The 19,595-nt window shown below is 68.1% G+C and carries 19 protein-coding genes; 15 read left to right on the top strand and 4 right to left on the bottom strand.

What is annotated here, in order from left to right; translation table 11 throughout:
* Window positions 1–8 precede the first annotated feature (8 nt).
* Window positions 9–1,508: a DNA recombination protein RmuC gene (rmuC, locus tag ACLD0U_RS11235; protein WP_410340650.1), complete on the bottom strand. Its 1,500-nt coding sequence runs from the start codon at window positions 1,506–1,508 to the stop codon at window positions 9–11.
* Between the two features lie 79 nt (window positions 1,509–1,587).
* On the opposite strand from rmuC, the gene ACLD0U_RS11230 reads away from it, so the two are divergent.
* Window positions 1,588–2,436: a polyphosphate kinase 2 family protein gene (locus tag ACLD0U_RS11230; RefSeq protein ID WP_410340649.1), complete on the top strand. Its 849-nt coding sequence runs from the start codon at window positions 1,588–1,590 to the stop codon at window positions 2,434–2,436.
* Between the two features lie 27 nt (window positions 2,437–2,463).
* Here the strand turns inward: ACLD0U_RS11230 and ubiE are convergent, their stop codons facing one another.
* Window positions 2,464–3,177, bottom strand: coding sequence for a bifunctional demethylmenaquinone methyltransferase/2-methoxy-6-polyprenyl-1,4-benzoquinol methylase UbiE (gene ubiE / locus ACLD0U_RS11225; protein WP_179410036.1), 714 nt, complete (start codon window positions 3,175–3,177; stop codon window positions 2,464–2,466).
* Window positions 3,178–3,237: 60 nt separating this feature from the next.
* Here ubiE and ACLD0U_RS11220 point away from each other — a divergent pair, with 60 nt between their 5' ends.
* The 5 genes from ACLD0U_RS11220 to ACLD0U_RS11200 are packed head-to-tail and all read left to right on the top strand — an operon-like array spanning window position 3,238 to window position 8,676.
* Window positions 3,238–3,804: a DUF402 domain-containing protein gene (locus tag ACLD0U_RS11220; protein WP_410340648.1), complete on the top strand. Its 567-nt coding sequence runs from the start codon at window positions 3,238–3,240 to the stop codon at window positions 3,802–3,804.
* A 35-nt stretch (window positions 3,805–3,839) separates the two neighbouring features.
* Window positions 3,840–5,105, top strand: a complete 1,266-nt coding sequence (locus ACLD0U_RS11215; protein ID WP_410340647.1) for an isochorismate synthase MenF — start codon at window positions 3,840–3,842, stop codon at window positions 5,103–5,105.
* Between the two features lie 60 nt (window positions 5,106–5,165).
* A complete protein-coding gene (locus tag ACLD0U_RS11210) occupies window positions 5,166–6,227 on the top strand; it encodes a polyprenyl synthetase family protein (RefSeq protein ID WP_410340646.1) in 1,062 nt (353 codons plus the stop codon).
* A 14-nt stretch (window positions 6,228–6,241) separates the two neighbouring features.
* The gene (locus ACLD0U_RS11205; RefSeq protein ID WP_206824460.1) at window positions 6,242–7,615 is read left to right on the top strand and encodes an FAD-dependent oxidoreductase; all 1,374 of its coding nucleotides are present in this window, start codon (window positions 6,242–6,244) and stop codon (window positions 7,613–7,615) included.
* A gap of 59 nt (window positions 7,616–7,674) precedes the next feature.
* Complete coding sequence (locus tag ACLD0U_RS11200; RefSeq protein ID WP_206551452.1) at window positions 7,675–8,676, top strand: alpha/beta hydrolase; 1,002 nt, start codon at window positions 7,675–7,677, stop codon at window positions 8,674–8,676.
* Here ACLD0U_RS11200 and ACLD0U_RS11195 read toward each other — a convergent pair.
* Entirely contained in the window at window positions 8,664–9,305 is a 642-nt protein-coding gene (locus ACLD0U_RS11195; RefSeq protein WP_206551453.1) for a GntR family transcriptional regulator, read from the bottom strand. The two genes, ACLD0U_RS11200 and ACLD0U_RS11195, sit on opposite strands and share 13 nt — an antisense overlap.
* A gap of 178 nt (window positions 9,306–9,483) precedes the next feature.
* Between ACLD0U_RS11195 and ACLD0U_RS11190 the strand changes: the two genes are divergently transcribed.
* Both ACLD0U_RS11190 and ACLD0U_RS11185 read left to right on the top strand, forming a co-directional pair.
* Entirely contained in the window at window positions 9,484–10,050 is a 567-nt protein-coding gene (locus tag ACLD0U_RS11190) for a TetR/AcrR family transcriptional regulator (RefSeq protein ID WP_410340645.1), read from the top strand.
* Complete coding sequence (locus tag ACLD0U_RS11185) at window positions 10,047–11,096, top strand: 2,3-butanediol dehydrogenase (RefSeq protein WP_206824467.1); 1,050 nt, start codon at window positions 10,047–10,049, stop codon at window positions 11,094–11,096. The genes ACLD0U_RS11190 and ACLD0U_RS11185 overlap by 4 nt, the downstream gene beginning before the upstream one ends.
* Before the next feature lie 73 nt (window positions 11,097–11,169).
* Here the strand turns inward: ACLD0U_RS11185 and ACLD0U_RS11180 are convergent, their stop codons facing one another.
* Entirely contained in the window at window positions 11,170–11,658 is a 489-nt protein-coding gene (locus ACLD0U_RS11180) for a YajQ family cyclic di-GMP-binding protein (protein ID WP_179410044.1), read from the bottom strand.
* Between the two features lie 174 nt (window positions 11,659–11,832).
* Here ACLD0U_RS11180 and ACLD0U_RS11175 point away from each other — a divergent pair, with 174 nt between their 5' ends.
* The 7 genes from ACLD0U_RS11175 (at window position 11,833) to ACLD0U_RS11145 (ending at window position 19,595) form a co-directional block, all read left to right on the top strand.
* Entirely contained in the window at window positions 11,833–13,086 is a 1,254-nt protein-coding gene (locus tag ACLD0U_RS11175) for a maltose ABC transporter substrate-binding protein (RefSeq protein WP_224818675.1), read from the top strand.
* Window positions 13,087–13,191: 105 nt separating this feature from the next.
* Window positions 13,192–14,799, top strand: coding sequence for an ABC transporter permease subunit (locus tag ACLD0U_RS11170; protein ID WP_410340644.1), 1,608 nt, complete (start codon window positions 13,192–13,194; stop codon window positions 14,797–14,799).
* 1 nt (window position 14,800) lies between these two features.
* Entirely contained in the window at window positions 14,801–15,739 is a 939-nt protein-coding gene (locus ACLD0U_RS11165; protein ID WP_179410047.1) for a sugar ABC transporter permease, read from the top strand.
* A gap of 5 nt (window positions 15,740–15,744) precedes the next feature.
* On the top strand, window positions 15,745–17,637 hold the full coding sequence (locus ACLD0U_RS11160; protein ID WP_410340739.1) for a glycoside hydrolase family 13 protein: 1,893 nt from the start codon (window positions 15,745–15,747) through the stop codon (window positions 17,635–17,637).
* 162 nt (window positions 17,638–17,799) lie between these two features.
* The gene (locus ACLD0U_RS11155; protein WP_410340643.1) at window positions 17,800–17,973 is read left to right on the top strand and encodes a hypothetical protein; all 174 of its coding nucleotides are present in this window, start codon (window positions 17,800–17,802) and stop codon (window positions 17,971–17,973) included.
* Between the two features lie 94 nt (window positions 17,974–18,067).
* Window positions 18,068–19,069, top strand: coding sequence for an ABC transporter (locus tag ACLD0U_RS11150; protein WP_410340642.1), 1,002 nt, complete (start codon window positions 18,068–18,070; stop codon window positions 19,067–19,069).
* Between the two features lie 34 nt (window positions 19,070–19,103).
* Window positions 19,104–19,595 carry a hypothetical protein gene (locus ACLD0U_RS11145; RefSeq protein WP_410340641.1) on the top strand — a complete coding sequence of 164 codons (492 nt, stop codon included), beginning with the start codon at window positions 19,104–19,106 and terminating at the stop codon, window positions 19,593–19,595.

Here is a 19,595-nt window from a genome sequence, read left to right as displayed (position 1 = left end):
TCTGACGCTCACTCCAGCCGCTGGGTGACCTCGCCCACATCAGCGCTGGCGTAGCGCTCGGCGTCGGGTGCTGCTTCTTCGAGCTCGTAGAGGTCGCTCTTCTGTGGTGCGATCGCGAGGGCCTCGACGGGCGAGGCGTCGGCGAGCACATCATCGAGCCCTTGCAGGGCGCTGAACCGGCGCGCCTGGGTGACCACGTTGCGGTCGAGCGAACCGGCGAACCGGTTGTACGCATCGACGGTCGAGTTCAAGCTGCGGCCCAGCTTGGCGAGGTGCCCGCCCAGCGTGCCCAGCCGCTTGTGCAGTTCCTTGCCGACGGTGAAGATCTGCTGCGCCTCCTGCGCCAGCTGATCCTGGCGCCATGCGTGGCCGACCGTGCGCAGCAGCGCGATCAGAGTCGACGGGGTCGCGATGACGACGTTGCGCTCGAACGCGTACTCGTAGAGCGTTGCGTCCTGATCCAGTGCGGCGGCGAGGAACGGCTCGGCCGGTACGAACATCACCACGAACTCGGGTGAGCCGGCCACCACATCCCAGTACTCCTTGGTGCCCAGATCGTCGATGTGCTTCTTCAGGTGTCGCGCGTGCGCCTGCAGTCGCTGCGTGCGAATGGTGTCGTCGGTGGCCTCCATCGCCTCGAGATAGCCGTTGAAGGCCACCTTCGAATCGACCACGACGCGCTTGTCGCCGGCGAGGTGCACGACCAGGTCGGGCCGCAGCGCGCCCTCATCGGTACTGTGATGGGGCTGCTCGTCGAAGTCGACGTGGTTGACCATGCCCGATGCCTCGACCACCCGCCGCAACTGCAGCTCGCCCCAGCGGCCGCGCACCTGCGGGGCGCGCAGCGCGCTGACCAGCTTGCGCGTCTCGGAGCCCAGCGTCTCGGACGACTGACGCATGAACTGCAGCTGTTCGGCCAGGGCGGCGTTCGCCTCGAGACGCGACTTCTCGGCCGTCGTCATCTCGGTCTTGACCGTATCGAGGGTCTTCTGAATCGGCTCGATCAGCTGCTGCACGGCATCCTGCCGCTTCTGCAGTTCGGCCGCGCCCTCGCTCTGGCTGCGCTTGAGGCGCTCCTCGGCCTGCTGCAGGAATACCTTCGTGTTCTGCTCCAGCGCGCGGCGGCTGAGGGCGTCGAACTCGTAGGCGAGACGCTTCTGATCCGATCGCAGCTCGTCCAGGCGCCGGGCGTGCTCGGCGCGTTCGTGCTCGAGCCGCGCGTGGGCCTCGGCACGGGCATCCGCCACCGCCTTCTCGCCGAGCGCCCGCGCCTCGGCCACCCGGCGCTCCGCCAGACCGCGCTCTTCGTGCACACGTGATGCGGTCTCGGCGCGCAGCGCCACGGCGTCCCGCTCCAGGGACTCGATCCGCAGGCCGGCCGCTGCCGCTTCGGCGTGCTGCGCGGCATCGGAGGAGCGCCCGCGCTGCGTTCCCAGCAGGAATCCCAGCGCGCCCGCGAGAGCCGTTGCCAGCAGCGCGACGACGATGATCAGAAGCAACGTGTCCATGGTTCCGATTGTGTCCGAGACCACCGACATCGTGATCCCGTCTCGTGCGCCGGGCCCACGGAGCGGGCATGATGTCTGCATGAAGACGCATGGATGGACGCACGACCCGGTCGACCTGCTGCGCGTGGACGAGGAGTTCTCGCTCTCCGATGTGGACAGCGCCTCTACCCCCGGCTTCACGGGGGACAAAGCCGACGGCGAGCAGGCGCTCGAGGGGCGCAGGCAGGTGCTCGGCAATCTGCAGGAGCGCCTCTTCGCCAGCCGCGGCGACGGCACGGCATCCGTGCTGCTCGTGCTGCAGGCGATGGACACCGCCGGCAAGGGCGGCATCGTGCGCCACGTCGTCGGCGGTGTCGACCCGCAGGGCGTCGAGCTGGCGGCCTTCAAGAAGCCGACCCCCGAAGAGCTCGAGCACGACTTCCTGTGGCGCATTGAAAAGCACCTGCCCGCCCCTGGGTTCATCGGTGTCTTCGATCGCTCCCACTACGAGGATGTGCTGATCGGCAAGGTGCACGCGCTCGCCGACGCCGCCGAGATCGAGCGCCGTTATGAGGCGATCAACGACTTCGAACAGCGCATCACGGCCACCGGCACCCGGATCGTGAAGGTCATGCTGAACATCTCGCGGGATGAGCAGAAGCAGCGGCTGGCTGAACGCCTCGACCGCCCCGACAAGTACTGGAAGTACAACCCGGGCGACGTCGACGAGCGCCTGCGCTGGGACGACTACATGGCCGCATACCAGACGGTGTTCGAGCGCACCACGACACCCGAGGCGCCCTGGTACGTCGTGCCGGCGAACCGCAAGTGGTACGCGCGCCTCGCCGTGCAGGAACTGCTGCTGGACGCCCTGGAGCGCATCGACCCGCGGTGGCCCGCGGCCGACTATGACATCGAGGCCGAGAAGAGGCGCCTCGAAGCGAGCTGAGCGCCGGTGAGCTGAGCGCCTTCGGGCTCAGCGCGGCTTGCGTGCCCGGTGCAGTGCGACGATGCCGAACGACAGGTTGCGGTACTCGACGTGCGTCCAGCCCGCCTCGCGGATCCAGGCCGCCAGGGTGCGCTGATCCGGCCAGTCACGGATCGACTCGTTCAGGTAGTCGTACGCGTCGCCGTTGGTGCCCGCCAGGCGCGCCACCTTCGGCAGGACCTGCGCGTTGTAGAACGTGTAGAACCCGCGGAAGAACCGGCTCGGCGGGGTCGAGAACTCGTTGATCACCAGGCGTCCGCCGGGCTTGGTGACCCGCAGCAGCTCGGCCAGCGCCTTCTTCGGCTGCTGCACGTTGCGCAGTCCGTATGACATGGTCACCGCATCGAACTCGTCGTCGCCGAACGGCAGGTCGGTGGCATCCGCCTCGACGAAGGTGATGTTGGGCAGGTGACCGTGCCGGCGGCGGCCCTCGGCGAGCATCCCCGGCGAGAAATCGGCCGCGACGACCTGTGCGCCGCTGGCGGCCAGCGACGCCGACGAGGACGCCGTCCCCGCGGCGAGGTCGAGGATGCGCTCGCCGCGCTGCGGTGCCACCGCACGCGTCGCCGCGGCGCGCCACAGCGCGTCGTTGCCGAGCGTCATGGCCGTGTTCGTGCGGTCGTAGCCCTTGGCGACCTGATCGAACATGCCGCTGACGTGCGAGGGGTCCTTGCCGAGGTCGGCGCGATTCGACGAGGTCATACTTCGATCCTAGGCGGCGGATGCTGTGCGCTTCGCGCGCAGGCCCGTAGGCTACGGCGGGTGAACAGCCAGCGGCCTGAGCCCGGAACCTCGATGATCCAGCAGTGGCGCAAATGGGATGACTCGCCGCACTGGCGCAGCGATTGCGTGTACCTCGGCAGCGACATGTGGGGCGACTGGCTCGGTCAGCCCACCGGGTGGGAGAGCGCGCGGCCGGGCTATCGGTTCGTCGCCGAGAGCCCCAACGTCACGTTGATCCCAGCAGGCAGCACCGACCACGCCGTCACCGTGCATCGCGGTCACCCTCGCGCGCTGCGCATCTACATCGACCTCGCGTGGGATCTGCGCTGGACGGATGCCGGCAGCGTGACTGGCATCGATATGGATCTCGATGTGGTGCGGCGTGTGGACGCCCGCGGGACCTATGTCGACGATCGCGACGAATGGGCGGAGCACAGTGTGCGTTTCGGCTACCCGGCGGCGGTGATGGCACATCTCGAGGCCGTCGCGCTCGATCTCGAGCAGCGGGTGCGTGCGCAGCGTGCGCCCTTCGACGATGCCACCGCAGACGCATGGCTCGACCGCCTCGTCTCGCTCGGCCCGGTCGACCCGGTCGACCCGCGCTGAGTCGTCCTGCCGCGGCTGCGACTAAACTGGGTCGCGTGAGCAGCATCCGTCTGGTCGCGCAGACCCGCGAGATCCCACCCGTCGACGACCTGCTGGCACATACCTCTGCCGCACGGCCGATGGCCTGGTTGCGTCGCGGCGACGGGATCGTCGCCGTCGGCGACGCGCCGGCGGCGGTCATCCGCATCTCCGCCGGGCAGTCGCGCAAGCGCAGCGACCTCCTCGCCGACGCATGGCGCGAGATCGCATCGGATGCTGACATCGACGACCCCGTCGGACTCGCCGGCACCGGCCTGGTCGCCTTCGGGGCGCTGATCTTCGATGAGCACTCGCAGGCCGACAGTGTGCTCGAGGTGCCGCGCACTCTGATCGGACGACGGGGCGATCGCAGCTGGATCACCCGCATCCGCGCCGTCGATGAGGACTTCGCCGATGTGCCGCCATCGGTGCCGTACGGTCCGCACTGGGCCGGTCGCGTCGGACCCGGCGCGCAACCACCGCAGGGGTATCAGCAGTCGGTGCGCACGGCGCTCGATGAGATCGAACGCGGCGACTACGGCAAGATCGTCCTCGCCCGTGATCTGACCGGAACCGTACCCGGGGACGCCGACCTGCGACGCCTCGTGCGCGCACTGGCCAGCGGATACCCCGATACGTGGACCTTCGCGGTCGATGGCTTGATCGGTGCCAGTCCCGAGACGCTCGTCACCGCGCATGAGCGCACGGTGACGGCGCGCGTGCTGGCAGGCACCGCCGCGCGCGGCGCCGACCCCGCAGAAGACGCCGCTGCCTCGCAGGCGCTCGCCCGCAGCGCCAAGGACCGCGCCGAGCATGCCTATGCCGTGCAGAGCGTGCTCGACACCCTGCGGCCGCACACCCGCTCGCTGAACGCTGACGAGAACCCGTTCACGCTCGAGCTGCCCAATCTGTTCCACCTCGCCACCGATGTCGAAGGCGTGCTCGATGACGGGGCTTCCTCACTCGACCTCGTCGGCGCTCTGCATCCGACCGCGGCGGTCGCCGGCACGCCGACCGACGTCGCGCTCGCCGCCATCCGCCGCATCGAGCCGTTCGATCGCGGCCGGTACGCGGGACCGGTGGGCTGGATCGACGGCAACGGCGACGGCGAGTGGGCGATCGCCCTGCGTTGCGCGCAGTTCGCGGATGCCCCCGATGACGCATCCGGTGCGCGCCGGGTCACCGCCTACGCAGGGGCAGGGATCGTCACCGGCAGCGACCCAGAATCCGAACTGCTGGAGACGCGCGTGAAGTTCCGTCCGTTGGTCGATGCGCTCGCGTGAGACGGTGCGATCGCACCGCCGAGAGCAGGTGGGCGTCCCGGCGCGGGTAGGGTGGAACACGTGACTTCGAGCCCCGCCTCCTCGGGCACGCGCCTTGCGAGCCGACTCGGCTTCAGCGACCGCGTCTTCCTCGGCCCTGCGGCCCGCCGCATCGCGGCACGCATCGACGAGGGCCTCGACCTCGTCGAGTCCACTCTTGCCAGCGAGGTGAAGGTCGCCGACCCGGTCACCGATGCGGCCACGCGTTACCTGTACGAGGCCGGTGGCAAGCGCATCCGTCCCGTGCTCGCGCTGCTGACGGCCCAACTCGGCGACGGCAACATCACGCCGGTCATCGAGATCGCCGCAGCGCTCGAACTGACCCACCTCGGTTCGCTCTACCACGACGACGTCATGGACGGGGCCGACACTCGACGCGGTGTACCCGCGGCGCATGCCGTGTGGGGCAACAACGTCGCGATCCTCACCGGTGACATCCTCTTCTCGCGTGCCAGTCAGATCATGTCGCGTTATGGCGACCGGGCCATGCGCCTGCAGGCTGACACGTTCGAGCGCCTGGTCATGGGGCAGATGCACGAGACCGTCGGTGCGCAGCCCGACGACGATCCGATCGAGTTCTACCTGCAGGTCTTGGCGGACAAGACCGGATCGCTCATCGCCGCGGCCACTCAGGGCGGTGCGATCTTCTCGAACGCGCCCGCCGAGTATGAAGAGCCGTTGCGTGTGTACGGCGAGAAGGTCGGCGTCGCGTTCCAATTGCTCGACGATGTCATCGACCTGTCGGCCGATGCCGAGGAGACCGGCAAGGTTCCCGGCACCGACCTGCGCGCAGGCGTGCCGACCATGCCGTCGCTGCTGCTGAAGACCGGCACCTCCGACGCCGACATCGAACTCGCCCGTCGTATCGACGACGGCGTCGCCCGTATCGCCGAGGGTGCCGACCCCGCGCTGCTGGACGGACCGCTCGCCGAGTTGCGTGACCATGAGGCCACGGCCCGCACGATGGACCTGGCCCGTACCTGGACATACGACGCGATCGCCGCGCTCGCACCGCTGCCGAAGGGCGCCGTGCGCGAAGCGCTGACCCGGTTCGCAGAGACTCTCGCTGATCGCAGCAGCTGACGGAAGGAACCCCCATGACGAAGCTCAAGCTGGCCATCGTCGGGGCAGGACCGGCGGGTATCTACGCCGCTGACATCCTGCTCAAGGCCGAGCGCAAGTTCGATGTGTCCATCGACCTGTTCGAGCAGCTTCCGGCCCCGTACGGGCTGGTCCGTTATGGTGTTGCGCCCGATCACCCCCGTATCAAGGGGATCATCACCGCGCTGCGCAACGTGCTCGACCGCGGTGACATCCGCATCTTCGGCAACGTGCGCTTCGGTGAGGACATCACCCTCGACGATCTCAAGCGCCACTACAACGCGGTGATCTTCGCCACCGGTGCGGTGCGCGACTCGGGCCTCGACATCCCCGGCATCGACGCCGAGGGGTCGTACGGTGCGGCCGACTACGTCAGCTGGTTCGACGGACACCCCGACGTGCCGCGCGACTGGAACCTGGATGCCGAATCGGTCGGCGTCATCGGCAACGGCAACGTTGCGCTAGACGTAGCGCGGATGCTCGCGAAGCACGCCGATGATCTGTTGGTCACCGAAGTGCCCGACAACGTCTACCAGGGCCTCAAGGCCAGCCGGGTCACCGACGTGCACGTGTTCGGCCGTCGCGGACCCGCGCAGGTGAAGTTCACCCCGCTCGAACTGCGCGAGCTCGGCGAACTGCGCGACGTCGACATGGTGGTCTACGACGAGGACTTCGACTACGACGAGGCCTCCCAGCAGGCGGTCGCCAGCAACAAACAGGTCATGGTGATGGACCGCATCCTGCAGTCCTGGCGCAAGCTCGACTCGGTCAACAACGCCGGCGGAACGGCATCCCGCCGCCTGCACCTGCACTTCTGGGCCCGCCCCGTCGAGGTGCGCACGGACGAGAACGGCCGGGTCGCGGCCCTCGTCTACGAGCGCACGACATCCGACGGCGCCGGCGGCGCGGTCGGTACCGGGGAGCTGCGCGAGGTGCCCATGCAGAGCCTGTACCGGGCCGTGGGCTACTTCGGTTCGCCGCTGCCCGATGTGCCGTTCGACAAGAAGCACGGCGTGATCCCCAACCGCGAGGGTCAGGTGCTCGAGGCGAAGTCGAACCAGCGGGTTCCCGGCATCTACGCCACCGGCTGGATCAAGCGTGGCCCAGTCGGGCTCATCGGGCACACCAAGTCGGATGCCATGGAGACCGTGCGTCACCTCATCAACGACCAGGGCTCGTGGTGGCAGCCCGAGGACCCCTCCGACGAGGCGATCCCGGCGCTGCTGGCTCAGCGCGGTGTGGAGTGGACCGACCTCGAAGGATGGCATCGCCTGGATGCGCACGAGATCGCCCTGGGCACCGCGCAGGAACGCGAGCGGGTCAAGCTCGTTCCGCGCGACGAGATGGTGCGGGTCTCACGCGGAGAGTGAGCGCGCCGCGCTGAACCGCCCTGCCCGCTCCTCCTCGGCGCGCCGGATAGGGTGTCGACATGGGGGAGTGGATACCGGACATCCTCGGCGACGGGTTCGAGCAGCAGACGCTACCGCTGGGGGAGGACTCCGAGGGTGAACTGGTCGCGACCGTGGTGCGGTCGCTACCGGAAGCGCCGCGCTGGTGGCATCCGCTGATCGGACATCGTGATCGTCGGCCGCTGGCCGACGTCGATGTACTGTACGTGCACGGCTGGTCGGACTACTTCTTCAACCGCCGCCTCGCCCGCTTCTGGACCGACCGTGGTGCGCGCTTCTACGCACTCGACCTGCGCAAATACGGACGCAGTCTGCGTCCGGGTCAGACCCCGGGCTTCATCACCGATCTCGCCGAGTACGACGCCGACATCGGTGCGGCGCTGGCCGCGCGAGGGGATGCCACCGGGCGCCGGTTGGTGCTGCTCGGCCATTCGACAGGCGGGCTCACGCTTAGCCTGTGGGCTGCACGTCATGCCGGCGACGTCGCGGCGGTGGTGCTGAACGCACCCTGGCTCGAGTTCCAACTCAGCGCGGCGCGCGCCGCGATCACGCCCGTGGTCGAACTGCAGGCGCGATTCTGGCCGATGGATGCGGCGCCCCAGGTCGATCTCGGGTTCTACAGTCGCGCCCAGCGCGAGGTCGCCGACCCCGATGATCCCCTCGAGACGAATCCCGAGTGGCGCCCCGAGAAGGCGATGACCGTGCACGCGGCGTGGTTGCGCGCGGTCTTCGCCGGGCACGATGCGGTCTCGCGGGGCCTGGGGATCACTGCGCCGGTGTGCGTGCTGCTGTCGCAACGCACGGCCTTGCCCACCCGCTGGTCGCCGGAACTCACGCGCGCCGACAGCGTCCTGGTCGTCGACGACATCGCCGCCGCCGCCGTGAAGCTCGGATCGTCGGTCACGGTCGAGCGGATCGACGGCGCGCTGCACGACGTCTTCATCTCGCAGAAGGATGCCAGAGACGAGTCCTACGCGCGGTTAGCGCGGTGGGTGGACGGCTGGTCGGTTCAGACGGCGTAGAGACGACGGCACGCCTGTTCGGCGGCGTCGGCGTCACGGCGGTGCAACGCGTCGATCATCTGGGCGCACCCCTCGACCATGCGACGACGGTGCTCGGGGGCGATCACGAAGTCGCGCAGGGACCGCGCGAGGGCCAAGCTCACTTCTTCGATCAGCGACTGCTGCAATGGGTTTCCGGTGCGCGACGAGAGGAATCCCATCAGCTGCCGGCGAGCGTGAGAGCACGCGAACGGGTCGTCGACCGAGTCGGCGACATCGGCGATGAGTGCCGTCGCTGTCGCGAGTTCATCCTCTGCGAGCCGAGGACATGACAGGCGGACGATGATCCCGGCCTGCAGTCCGGCGAACTCCCGGGCCACCTGGATCGACTCCGGCGTGACCGTGCTGACCTCGGTGTAGCGACTCGGGTACATCGTGACCAGCCCGATGCGCTCCAGCCGCTGCAGGGCCTCGCGCACCGGCGTGCGCGACACCGCGAGCTCTGCGGCCAGGTCCGCGTCGCGGATTCGCATTCCGGGCGCCAGTTCCCCTTCGACTATGCGTCCGCCGATCAACCGGAACAGACCCTCCGCCAGCAGTTTCTTGTGCCCGGTGATTGTGGGCTCGTGCCGTCGCTCGACGTCGACCATCTTCTCTCCCCATGAGCCTCGATGCGGTCTCCCGCGTCGGAGTTCTCGACTGCCCCATACAGTCGTGACTCCGTAGTCTACCCGCGTGGATTCGGCGGACATCCGTGGGCTGTGGAGAGATTCTCGGGCCGGTAGATATCTGACAGTTGTCGTATAAACTGCAGATATGGATGCGCGCGTGCGACGTTCGCGAGACGCGCTTCGGGCAGCGGTGCTCGAAGCGGCGGCCGTGACCCCGATCGCCCAGCTGACGGTGTCGCAGATCTGCCAGTCGGCCGGGGTCACTCGTGACACCTTCTACCGGCACGCGGCAGCGCCGGCGGAACTGCTCGCCGATGCCCTCGAGGCCGAGCTGGAGCCGATTCTCGCCGACATGCCGGCCACCCGAGTGCTTGACGAGAGCGAGCGCGCACTGCTGACGCACATCCAGCAGCGCGCCGCCGTGTACCGCGGCGCCATGCAGCCCCTGCTGGCGGCCCCGATCCGGTTCGCGCTCGACGCGGCCCTGCGCCGCGGTCTTCGGCTGTGGTTGCAGTTGCACCCCGACATCGTTCCTGATGCGATCGCCGCCGACCCGGCGGCGCTGCGCATCGCCATCGCCTATTCGGCCGCCGGCACCGTGGGTGCCATCGAGGAGTGGCTGCCGGATGGTGGTGACCCGGATCGCGCCGCAGAGATGATCCTCGCGGCTTCACCCCAATGGTGGCGGGCGACATCCGCCATCGAGGAAAGGAAACAATCATGAAGGCAGCGGTGTTCCACGCGAAGGAGGACCTGCGCATCGAGCAGGTCGACGAGCCGGTCGTGGGCCCTGGGCAGGTCAAGCTGCGCAACGCGTTCGCGGGCATCTGCGGATCCGACCTGCACGTGTACTACGCGCCCGAGGCATCCGGCCTGGATCTCTCCAAGCCGCACCCCCTCACCGGTGCAACGCTTCCGCAGATCCTCGGGCACGAGTTCTCGGGCACGGTCGTCGAACTCGGCGAGGGCGTCACCGACGTCGCCGTCGGTGACCGCGTCGCCGTGTGGCCGATCTACTCGTGCGGCGAGTGCGTCGCGTGCCGTCGTGGCATGTTCAACGCCTGCCGCACGATCGGCTTCCACGGGCTCACGTCGCACGGCGGCGGCATGTCCGAGTTCACCACGGTGCCCGCGGGTAACGTCCACGTGCTGCCCGAGAACGTTGACCTGCGCATGGGCGCGCTGGTCGAGCCGATGGCTGTCGCCTGGCACGCCGTCAACCGCGCCGAGATGCCCGAGAACGGCACGGCGCTGATCGCCGGCGCCGGGCCCATCGGCATCGGTGTGTGGTTCGCACTCAAGGCCCGCGGGATCGACCGGGTGCTCGTCTCGGAGCCCAGTGCAGAGCGCCGCGAGATCATCGCAGCGCTCGGTGCGACGGTTATCGATCCGGTCAATGGCGACCTCGCCGCGGCCGTGGCCGAGCTGACCGACGGTGACGGCGTGGATGCCGCGTTCGACGCCGCGGGTGCGGGGCCGGCGATCACGTCGGCGCTGCCGCAGCTGACCCCGGGCGGCAAGGTCGTGGTCGTCGCGATCCACGAGCGCCCCATCGACCTGCTGCCGACGCAGCTCGTCGCGACCGAGATCGGCATCTTCGGTACGCTCGGGCAGCTTCCCGAGGACTACGAAGACGTGATCGCCGCCATGGCCCGTGGTGTGTACGACACCACCGGCTGGGTGCAGGAGGTCGAGCTCGACGGTGTGGTGGATGCCATGACGGCACTGCGCGGCGGCGCCGGCGCGAAGATGCTGGTGAAGGCCGGCTGATCCCCGTCCGCAGAGACACAGAGGCGGGCCCGTGCGATCGCACGGGCCCGCCTCTGTGTCTGAGTGCTGTCGGTCAGCGGTAGTTCACGAACTGCAGGTCGACCTCGAGGTCGGAGCCCTTGAGCAGAGCGATCACCTGCTGGAGGTCGTCGCGGCTCTTGGACTGCACGCGCAGCTCATCGCCCTGGATCTGGCTCTTGACGCCCTTGGGGCCCTCGTCGCGGATGATCTTGCTGATCTTCTTCGCGTTCTCGCTGGAGATGCCGTCCTTGAGCGAGGAGACGATCCGGAACTCCTTGCCGCTCGCGAAGGGCTCGCCGGTGTCGAGGCTCTTCAGCGAGATGCCCCGCTTGATGAGTTTGGTCTGGAACACGTCCAGGACGGCCTTCGCGCGCTCCTCGGAATTGGCCTTGATGAGGATCTGCTCGCCGCTCCAAGCGATGGACGCGTCGGTGCCCTTGAAGTCGTAGCGCTGCTCGACCTCCTTGCGGGCCTGGTTCAGAGCGTTCTCGGCCTCCTGGTGGTCGACCTTGGAGACGATGTCGAAAGAGCTGTCAGCCATACACGCAGTGTATCCAAGAGCGCCGGTATGGAAGCGTTTCCATCCCGATATGCGGTTCGCGGCGCTATCACGGCTCGGTATCAGTCCGCGGAGGCATTGCGGAATAGCGTACTCGCCAGGCATACTGTAAGCGCTTGCAGGTCTGCAGGCCCACGCATCGAGAGAGGCACACCAATGAAGGTGAACAAGAGGGGCATCCTCGCGTTCGGCGCCATCGCCGCCACGTCCGCAATCGTCCTGACCGGCTGCGCATCCGACTCGCCTGCGGGCGAGGGTGATTCGGGCAACACGACCGACTTCTCGGGCCAGATCACCGTCTGGGTCGACGCCGACCGCGCCGGTGTGATGGAAGACGCCGCCGCCGACTTCACCGCGGACACCGGCGTGAAGGTGTCTCTCGTGCAGAAGGAGTTCGGCGAGATCCGCGACCAGTTCGTGCAGCAGGTCCCCACGGGCAAGGGCCCTGACGTGATCGTGGGCGCACACGACTGGCTCGGCGTTCTCGTCGAGAACGGTGTTGCCGCACCGGTCGAGCTCGGCGACCGCGCCGGGGAGTTCGAGCAGGTGGCGCTCGATGCATTCAGCTACAACGGTCAGGTCTACGGCGTTCCCTACGCCATCGAGAACATCGGACTGCTGCGCAACACCGACCTGGTCGCCGAAGCGCCCACCGACTTCGACGACATGATCGCCAAGGGCGAAGCGGCAGGCACCGAGTACGCCTTCCTCGTCGGACTCGACCCCGAGGCCGCCGACCCGTACCACCTGTACCCCTTCCAGACCTCTTTCGGCGCCCCCGTCTTCGGCCAGAACGCCGACGGCAGCTACAACCCGGACGACCTGCAGATCGGCAACGACGGCGGCAAGGAGTTCGCCGGATGGCTCGCCGAGCAGGGCGAGGCCGGTGTCTTCAACACCAACATCACCGGTGACCTCGCCAAGGAGAACTTCAACTCGGGCAAGGCGCCGTTCTTCCTCACCGGACCGTGGAACGCGCCGTCGGCCGTCGAAGCGGGCCTGAACGTGGCCGTCGACATGATCCCGTCGGCAGGTGGTCAGGACGCACAGCCGTTCGCCGGTGTGCAGGGCTTCTTCCTCAGCGCTGAGAGCGAGAACAAGCTCGCAGCCAATGAGTTCCTGCTGAACTACGTCGGTTCCGAAGAGGTGCAGACCGCTCTGTACGAGGTCGGTGGCCGTGCCCCCGCGCTGACCAGCGCTTTCGAAGCCGCCGTCGCGGGCGACCCGATCACCGCCGGCTTCGGTGAGGTCGGGGTCAACGCGGTTCCGATGCCCAGCATCCCCGAGATGGGCGCCGTGTGGCAGTACTGGGGCGTGACCGAGGCAGCCATCATCAACGGAAGCGGTGGCGATCCGGCTGCGCTGTGGGAGAAGATGACCGCAGACATCCAGGGCGCGATCAGCGAGTGACGCGGACGGGTGGGGAAGCGCCGCAAGGCGCCTCCCCACCCGGCATCCCGACGGATGCCATCGCCGACCTGCCGTGATAGCAACCCACCTCGACGAGGAACGCCGATGACGATCACCGATCCGCAGCCACCTACGCCACCGACAGCGCGCCAACGGCGCGCCTCCCGCATCGCGGATGCGGCCAGCGGCGGTTGGGGCCTGATGCTGTTCAAGGTCGTGGTGCTGGGACTGATCCTGGCGCTGGGCCTGTACGCCGCGCTGGTGCTCGCGCGCACCGGACAGTGGGTGGTGGCGGTCATCGTCATGGCTGTCTCGGCGCTCGCCGTCTGGATCTACTTCGGCCGCGGCAAGCTTCCGGCGAAGTACCTCATGCCGGGTCTGGTGTTCCTCTTCGTCTTCCAGGTCTTCGCAGCCGTCTACACCGGCTACGTCGCCTTCACGAACTACGGCACGGGGCACAACAGCGACAAGCAGAGCGCCGTGAACTCGCTCATGCTATCGGCGCAGGAACGCGTGCCGGACTCTCCGGCGTACGACCTCACCGTGGTCGAGCGCCTCGGTGAGCTCTCATTCCTGGTCACCGCGCCCGACGGAACCGTCTCGGTCGGTGGAGTCGAACGGCCCCTCGAAGAGGTCGACGGGGCGCAGATGGACGGCGACAAAGCCGTCGGCCTCGACGGATACAACTCCCTCGGCTTCGGTCAGATCGTCGCCGACCAGCAGCGGATCGCAGACATGACGGTGCCGTTGAGCGAGGACCCCAACGACGGCGCCCTGCGCACGCCCGACGGTTCCAGCGCCTACGTCTACACCTCCGCACTCGTGTACGACGAAGACGCCAGCACGATGACCGACACTCGCAGCGGCGTCGTCTACTCCGACATCGGAACCGGCGCGTTCACGGCATCCGACGGCACCGAGCTCAAGCCGGGCTGGAAGATCAACGTGGGGTTCGACAACTTCACCCGCGCATTCACCGAGGAATCCATCCGCGGCCCGTTCATCTCGGTGCTGATCTGGACGTTCGTCTTCGCATTCCTCTCGGTGTTCACCTGCTTCGCGCTCGGACTGTTCCTGGCGATCGTGTTCAACGATCCGCGCATGAAGTCGAAGAAGTACTACCGCGTGATCATGATCCTGCCGTACGCCTTCCCCGGCTTCCTCTCGGCGCTGGTGTGGGCGGGCATGATGAACCAGGAGTTCGGATTCATCAACGTCGTACTGTTCGGCGGTGCAGACATACCCTGGCTCACCAATGAGTGGCTGGCGAAGTTCAGCATCATCCTGGTGAACCTCTGGCTCGGGTTCCCGTACATGTTCCTGATCTGCACGGGTGCGCTGCAGTCCATCCCGGATGACGTGCAGGAGGCCGCGCGCGTGGACGGGGCCAGCGCCTGGCAGATCTTCCGCTCGATCAAGCTGCCGCTGCTGTTCGTCGCGGTCGCGCCGCTGCTGATCTCGTCGTTCGCCTTCAACTTCAACAACTTCAGCCTGATCTACATGCTCACCGGTGGTGGCCCTCGCGACGTCACCGCCGGAGTGAACGTCGGTGCGACCGACATCCTCATCACGATGGTCTACAAGGTCGCTTTCGTCGGTTCGAGCTCCGACTACGGACTCGCGAGCGCGTTCTCGATCATCATCTTCATCCTGGTCGCGACCATCTCGGTGATCGCGTTCCGGCGCACCAAGGCACTGGAGGATCTGAACTGACATGAGCACCGCACCAGTCACCGCCCCCGACACGGCTGCGATCGTGTCCTCCTCCGGTGTGCGCGGCGAGGCCCCGGAGAACCGTCGCCCCTTCCGCAAGTACTTCCGTGAGACCGGCTGGCGTCATCTCGTCGGCATCGCCGCCACCGTGTTCGCGCTGTTCCCCCTGCTGTACGTGTTGAGCGCTTCGCTGAACCCCGGGGGGACCCTGCTCACCGCCAACTCGCTGTTCAGCGACGTCAGCGGCGAGAGCTACCTGCAACTGTTCCAGAACCCCCGGCACCCGTACGGCGCATGGTTCATGAACACCCTGGTGATCGGGCTGATCACGTCAGTGTTCACCGTGCTGCTGGGCGCGCTCGCCGCGTACTCCTTCTCACGGATGCGGTTCACCGGCCGGCGGTTCAGCCTCACGGCGCTGCTGGTGGTGCAGATGTTCCCGCAGATGCTGGCCATGGTCGCGATCTTCTTGATCATGGTGACGATCAGTGACATCTTCCCGGCGATCGGCCTGAACACGCAGATCGGTCTGATCATGGTCTACCTGGGCGGTGCGCTCGGCGCGAACACCTACCTGATGTACGGCTTCTTCAACACCGTGCCGGCCTCCATCGACGAGGCCGCGAAGATCGACGGCGCCGGACACGCCAGGATCTTCTTCACGATCATCCTGCGGTTGGTGGCCCCCATCCTCGCTGTCGTCGGCCTGCTCAGCTTCATCGGAACGAGCAGCGAGTTCGTGCTCGCCAGCGTCATCCTGATCGATCCCGACAAGCAGACGCTCGCCGTCGGGCTGTACAAGTTCGTCGCAGACGAGTTCTCGAAGAATTGGAGCGTGTTCGCCGCGGGCGCCGTGCTCGCCGCCATCCTGCCCGTGGCGCTGTTCCTCGCGCTGCAGAAGTACATCGTCGGTGGCCTGACGGCGGGGAGCGTGAAGTGACCGCGATGCACCCGCGCACCCCGCACCACGACGGCTCCCCTCTGCACGTCTCGAACGATGCGCCCACCATCGGCGAAGTCGTTACCGTCCGGCTGCGCGTGCCCGCCGGCTACGGCCCGCTGCGTGCCGTGCGCACCCGCTCCAATCCCGACCATGAGCCCGAGTGGACCGACGCCGAGCGCATCGGGTCGGTCGACGGCTGGGAGTGGTGGCAGGCGCCGATCACCGTGCGCAACCCCCGGCACGGCTACCGGTTCGTGCTGGTTCACGATGATGGCACGGTCGAGTGGCTCAACCAGAGCGGGCTGCACCGCGGCGAGACGCTCGACGCCGAGGACTTCGCGCTCGTCGCCAACCCGGCGCCCCCGGCCTGGCTGAACGACGCGGTCATGTACCAGGTGTTCCCGGACCGCTTCGCACGCTCGGCCGAGGCTGACGGGCATCCGACGCCCGAATGGGCGATCCCCGCGACGTGGGGCGACCCGGTCGACCCCGTCATGCCGGGGCGCTCCCAGCAGTTCTATGGCGGTGACCTGCCGGGCATCATCGAACGACTCGACCACCTCGTCGACCTGGGCGTGAACCTGCTGTACCTCACGCCGGTCTTCCCCGCCGCATCGAACCACCGCTACGACGCCTCGAGCTTCGACTCGGTCGACCCGCTGCTCGGCGGCGACGAGGCCTACGTCCGACTGATCGAAGAAGCTCACGCCCGCGGCATCCGCGTCATCGGTGACCTGACCAGCAACCACTCCGGCGACCGGCACGAGTGGTTCCAACAGGCGCTTGGCAACCCCGGCGCCGATACGGAGGAGTTCTACTACTTCACGGACGAGGGCAACACGACCTACGAGTCGTGGCTCGGAACGCCGACGCTGCCGAAGTTCGATTGGGCGTCCCAGAGGCTTCGGCAGCGCTTCGTGTCGGACGACGACTCGATCGTCGCGAAGTGGCTCAAGCCGCCCTACTCGATCGATGGCTGGCGTATCGACGTGGCGAACATGACCGGCCGTCTCGGCGCCGTGGATGTCAACGCCGAAGTGCGCCAGCTGCTGCGCGAGACGATGCTGCGCATCAATCCCGAGGCGATCCTGCTCGGCGAGTCGACGAACGACGCCGCGAGCGACCTGCAGGGCGACGGTTGGCACGGCGCCATGACGTACCCGTCATTCACTCGTCCGCTGTGGGGATGGCTGAGCGAGCCGACCGGTGAGCCGTATCTCACCGGTGAGGGTGACGAGCGCACCGAACCGTGGTTCTTCGGGCAGCCGATCGGGGGCATCCCGCGCTATACGGCACAGGACTTCGCGGATGCGGTCGTGCGCTTCACCGCGAGCATCCCGTGGCGGGTGCGCCTGGGGAACATGCAGCCGCTCGACACCCATGACACCGGCCGCTTCGCGACCAACGCCGCGGCCCGGACGATCCCCGTCGCCGTCGGCCTCTCGATGACGCTCCCCGGGCTGCCGGTGGTGTTCGCCGGTGACGAGTTCGGGCTCGTCGGCGCGGACGGCGAGGCCAGCCGCACTCCGATCCCGTGGGGGAGCGAGGCCGACGTCGACGTCGCCGCCCGCCTGGCGCTGTACCGCGACCTGATCGGCCTGCGTCGCGCGCATCCCGTGCTGGGGATCGGCGGACTGCGCTGGCTGCACGTCGACGACGACACGGTCGTCTTCGTCCGCGAGAGCGCACAGGAGTGCATCCTGGTGCTGGCGACGCGCGGGGGAGCGGACGCCGCACTTCCCGCGGGGGCGTTGCCGCGGGCATCCGACGCGGAGGCGCTCTTCGGCGACGCGACACTGGCCGTCGCGGCCGATGGCGCCGTCGCGCTCGCGGCCGACGGCCCGGCCTTCGCCGTCTGGGTGCTCCCCGGGGTCGAAGCTCCGTCCGGCTTCTGACCGCACCGTCGTTTTCTGTTCACAACTCCGGAGAAACTGCCGCGGACTGGCGCCCACGTCGGATTCTGGCCGATGCGGGGCCGTTCTTCCGGAGTTGCGAACGGCGGACGTGTGGCGCGTGTCGGGCGCGCCGCCACGTCGCCGGGGGCGTACGGTGTGGTCATGTCCGCACATGTCGGAGGGCGCAACCCGGTGATCAGCTGGGTCGTCGGTCTGCTCTGCGTCGGCGTCATCGCGGCGTTGCTGTGGCTATCGCTACCGGCTGGTCCCGGGGTCGTGACGGTGCTGATGCACATGCTGGGTGCGCCGGTACCCCCGGGAGCCGCGGGGCAGTGAGACATCCCGCCTGACGACACGTCGGCACGCCTGCCGCACGCGGGTTCGCGCGAGCGTTACTCTCGCACTGGATCAATCCACGAGAGGCGACACCATGAGCGACCCCGACGTTCCCGAGAACAAGTCGGCTGACAGCGTCGATGACGTCGTCGGCAGTGCGAACGAAGGGCTCGATGCCGCCGCGGCGGCACGCGCCGACGTTCCCCCTGCCGATGGTGCAGCGGATGCTGTCGATCCCGATCTGGAGGCGTTCGCCGCTGCAGAGCGCGACCACCCCGGCACGTTCCTGACGACCGAGCAGGCCGCGGCTGCGGCGGATGCCGGCACCGAGCCCGTTGCGGCGACGGATGCCGTGGGGCCTGCCGAGGAGTACGTCGACTCGACGGGACCGGTGCCCGCCGACAGCGTCGACACCTCCGTGCACACGACCTCTGTCGCTGACACGGCGTACGCCGCTCCGGCGGTCGACTCGGCAGCCGAGACCCAGGTCGTCCCCGCCGAGCCCGTGGCGCCCCCGCCCGTGGTCGCACCGCAGCCGATCTTCGTGCAGGCGCCCGAGCCCCCGCGTGAGCTCGGCAACCGCGCGACGGCCGGCGCGATCGGTCTGCTCGCGATGGTCTCGTTCGCGATCCTGTATCTCGGTGCGATCCTGGGCATCGGGGCCGCCGAGGGAACCGTGACCGTCGAGAACGTGGGTACGGCTGCGGTCGCGCCGCTGTCGACCTGGTCCTTCTGGGTGCCCGTCGTCATCTTCTACATCGCGTTCTGGTTGCTCGGCGCGATCATCAACCGCGGCCGCTGGGGGCACTGGGTCATCTTCGGCCTGTTCGTCGGCGCCGCCGCCTACGGTGGCCACCTTCTCGGCCAGCTGTTCCAGGCGCCGTTCTGGCGTCTGACACCGACCGAGGCCGTCGAGCTCCTCGAGCAGCAGGCCTTCGCTCCGCTCGCGATCGCGGCTTTCCTGTTCGCCCGCGAGCTCACGATCTGGTTCGGTGCCTGGGTGGCTCGCAGCGGCGCACGCAAGAAGGAGCTCAACGCCGAGGCTCAGGCCGAGTACGAGCGCACGCTCGAGGCGGGCCCTTCGGCCCTGCGTTGACCCCGCGCGCAGCGGCATCCGATACGGTGTCAGCATGAGTTCAGGAGACCCCCACGGCACCGCGCCGGAGGGGGTCTCCGTCGCTCTGGCCGCGGTCGTCGGCATCGCCTGTTTCGGAGCGTTCGGACTTCTCGGACTCGGGATGCTGTCGTACTTCAGCGACACCGACATCCTCGCCGTCGAGGGGCTGACGCTGTGGCCAGGGATCATCGGGATGCTCGTGGCGATCGCCGTCTTCGCCGGCATGCTGATCGCAGTGCTGCGCAGGCGTTCGTCGCGTCTGGCGTCGATCCTCGCGGTCGGGCTCGTCACCGTCGTCGCCCATGTCGCGGCGGTCTGGGTGAGTGCGGTGATCGGCGGAGCCGGTCTCGCCCACGCCAGCGTCGCCGGATCGCAGCTCATCGTGCGCGGTTCGAGTCTCGTGCTGTTCGCCGTTGCGGCGCTGGCGGCCGGTATCGCCGTCGCGCTCCGGCGCGCCCGCGGTGGCACCCCGAAGTGGCCGTGGGAGCGCGACGACGAGTTCTGA

It is taken from the genome of Microbacterium sp. 2216-1 (assembly GCF_046507855.1).
In the GTDB taxonomy this organism is placed as follows: Bacteria; Actinomycetota; Actinomycetes; order Actinomycetales; family Microbacteriaceae; genus Microbacterium; species Microbacterium esteraromaticum_C.
This window is presented reverse-complemented; position numbering and strand designations above follow the sequence as displayed.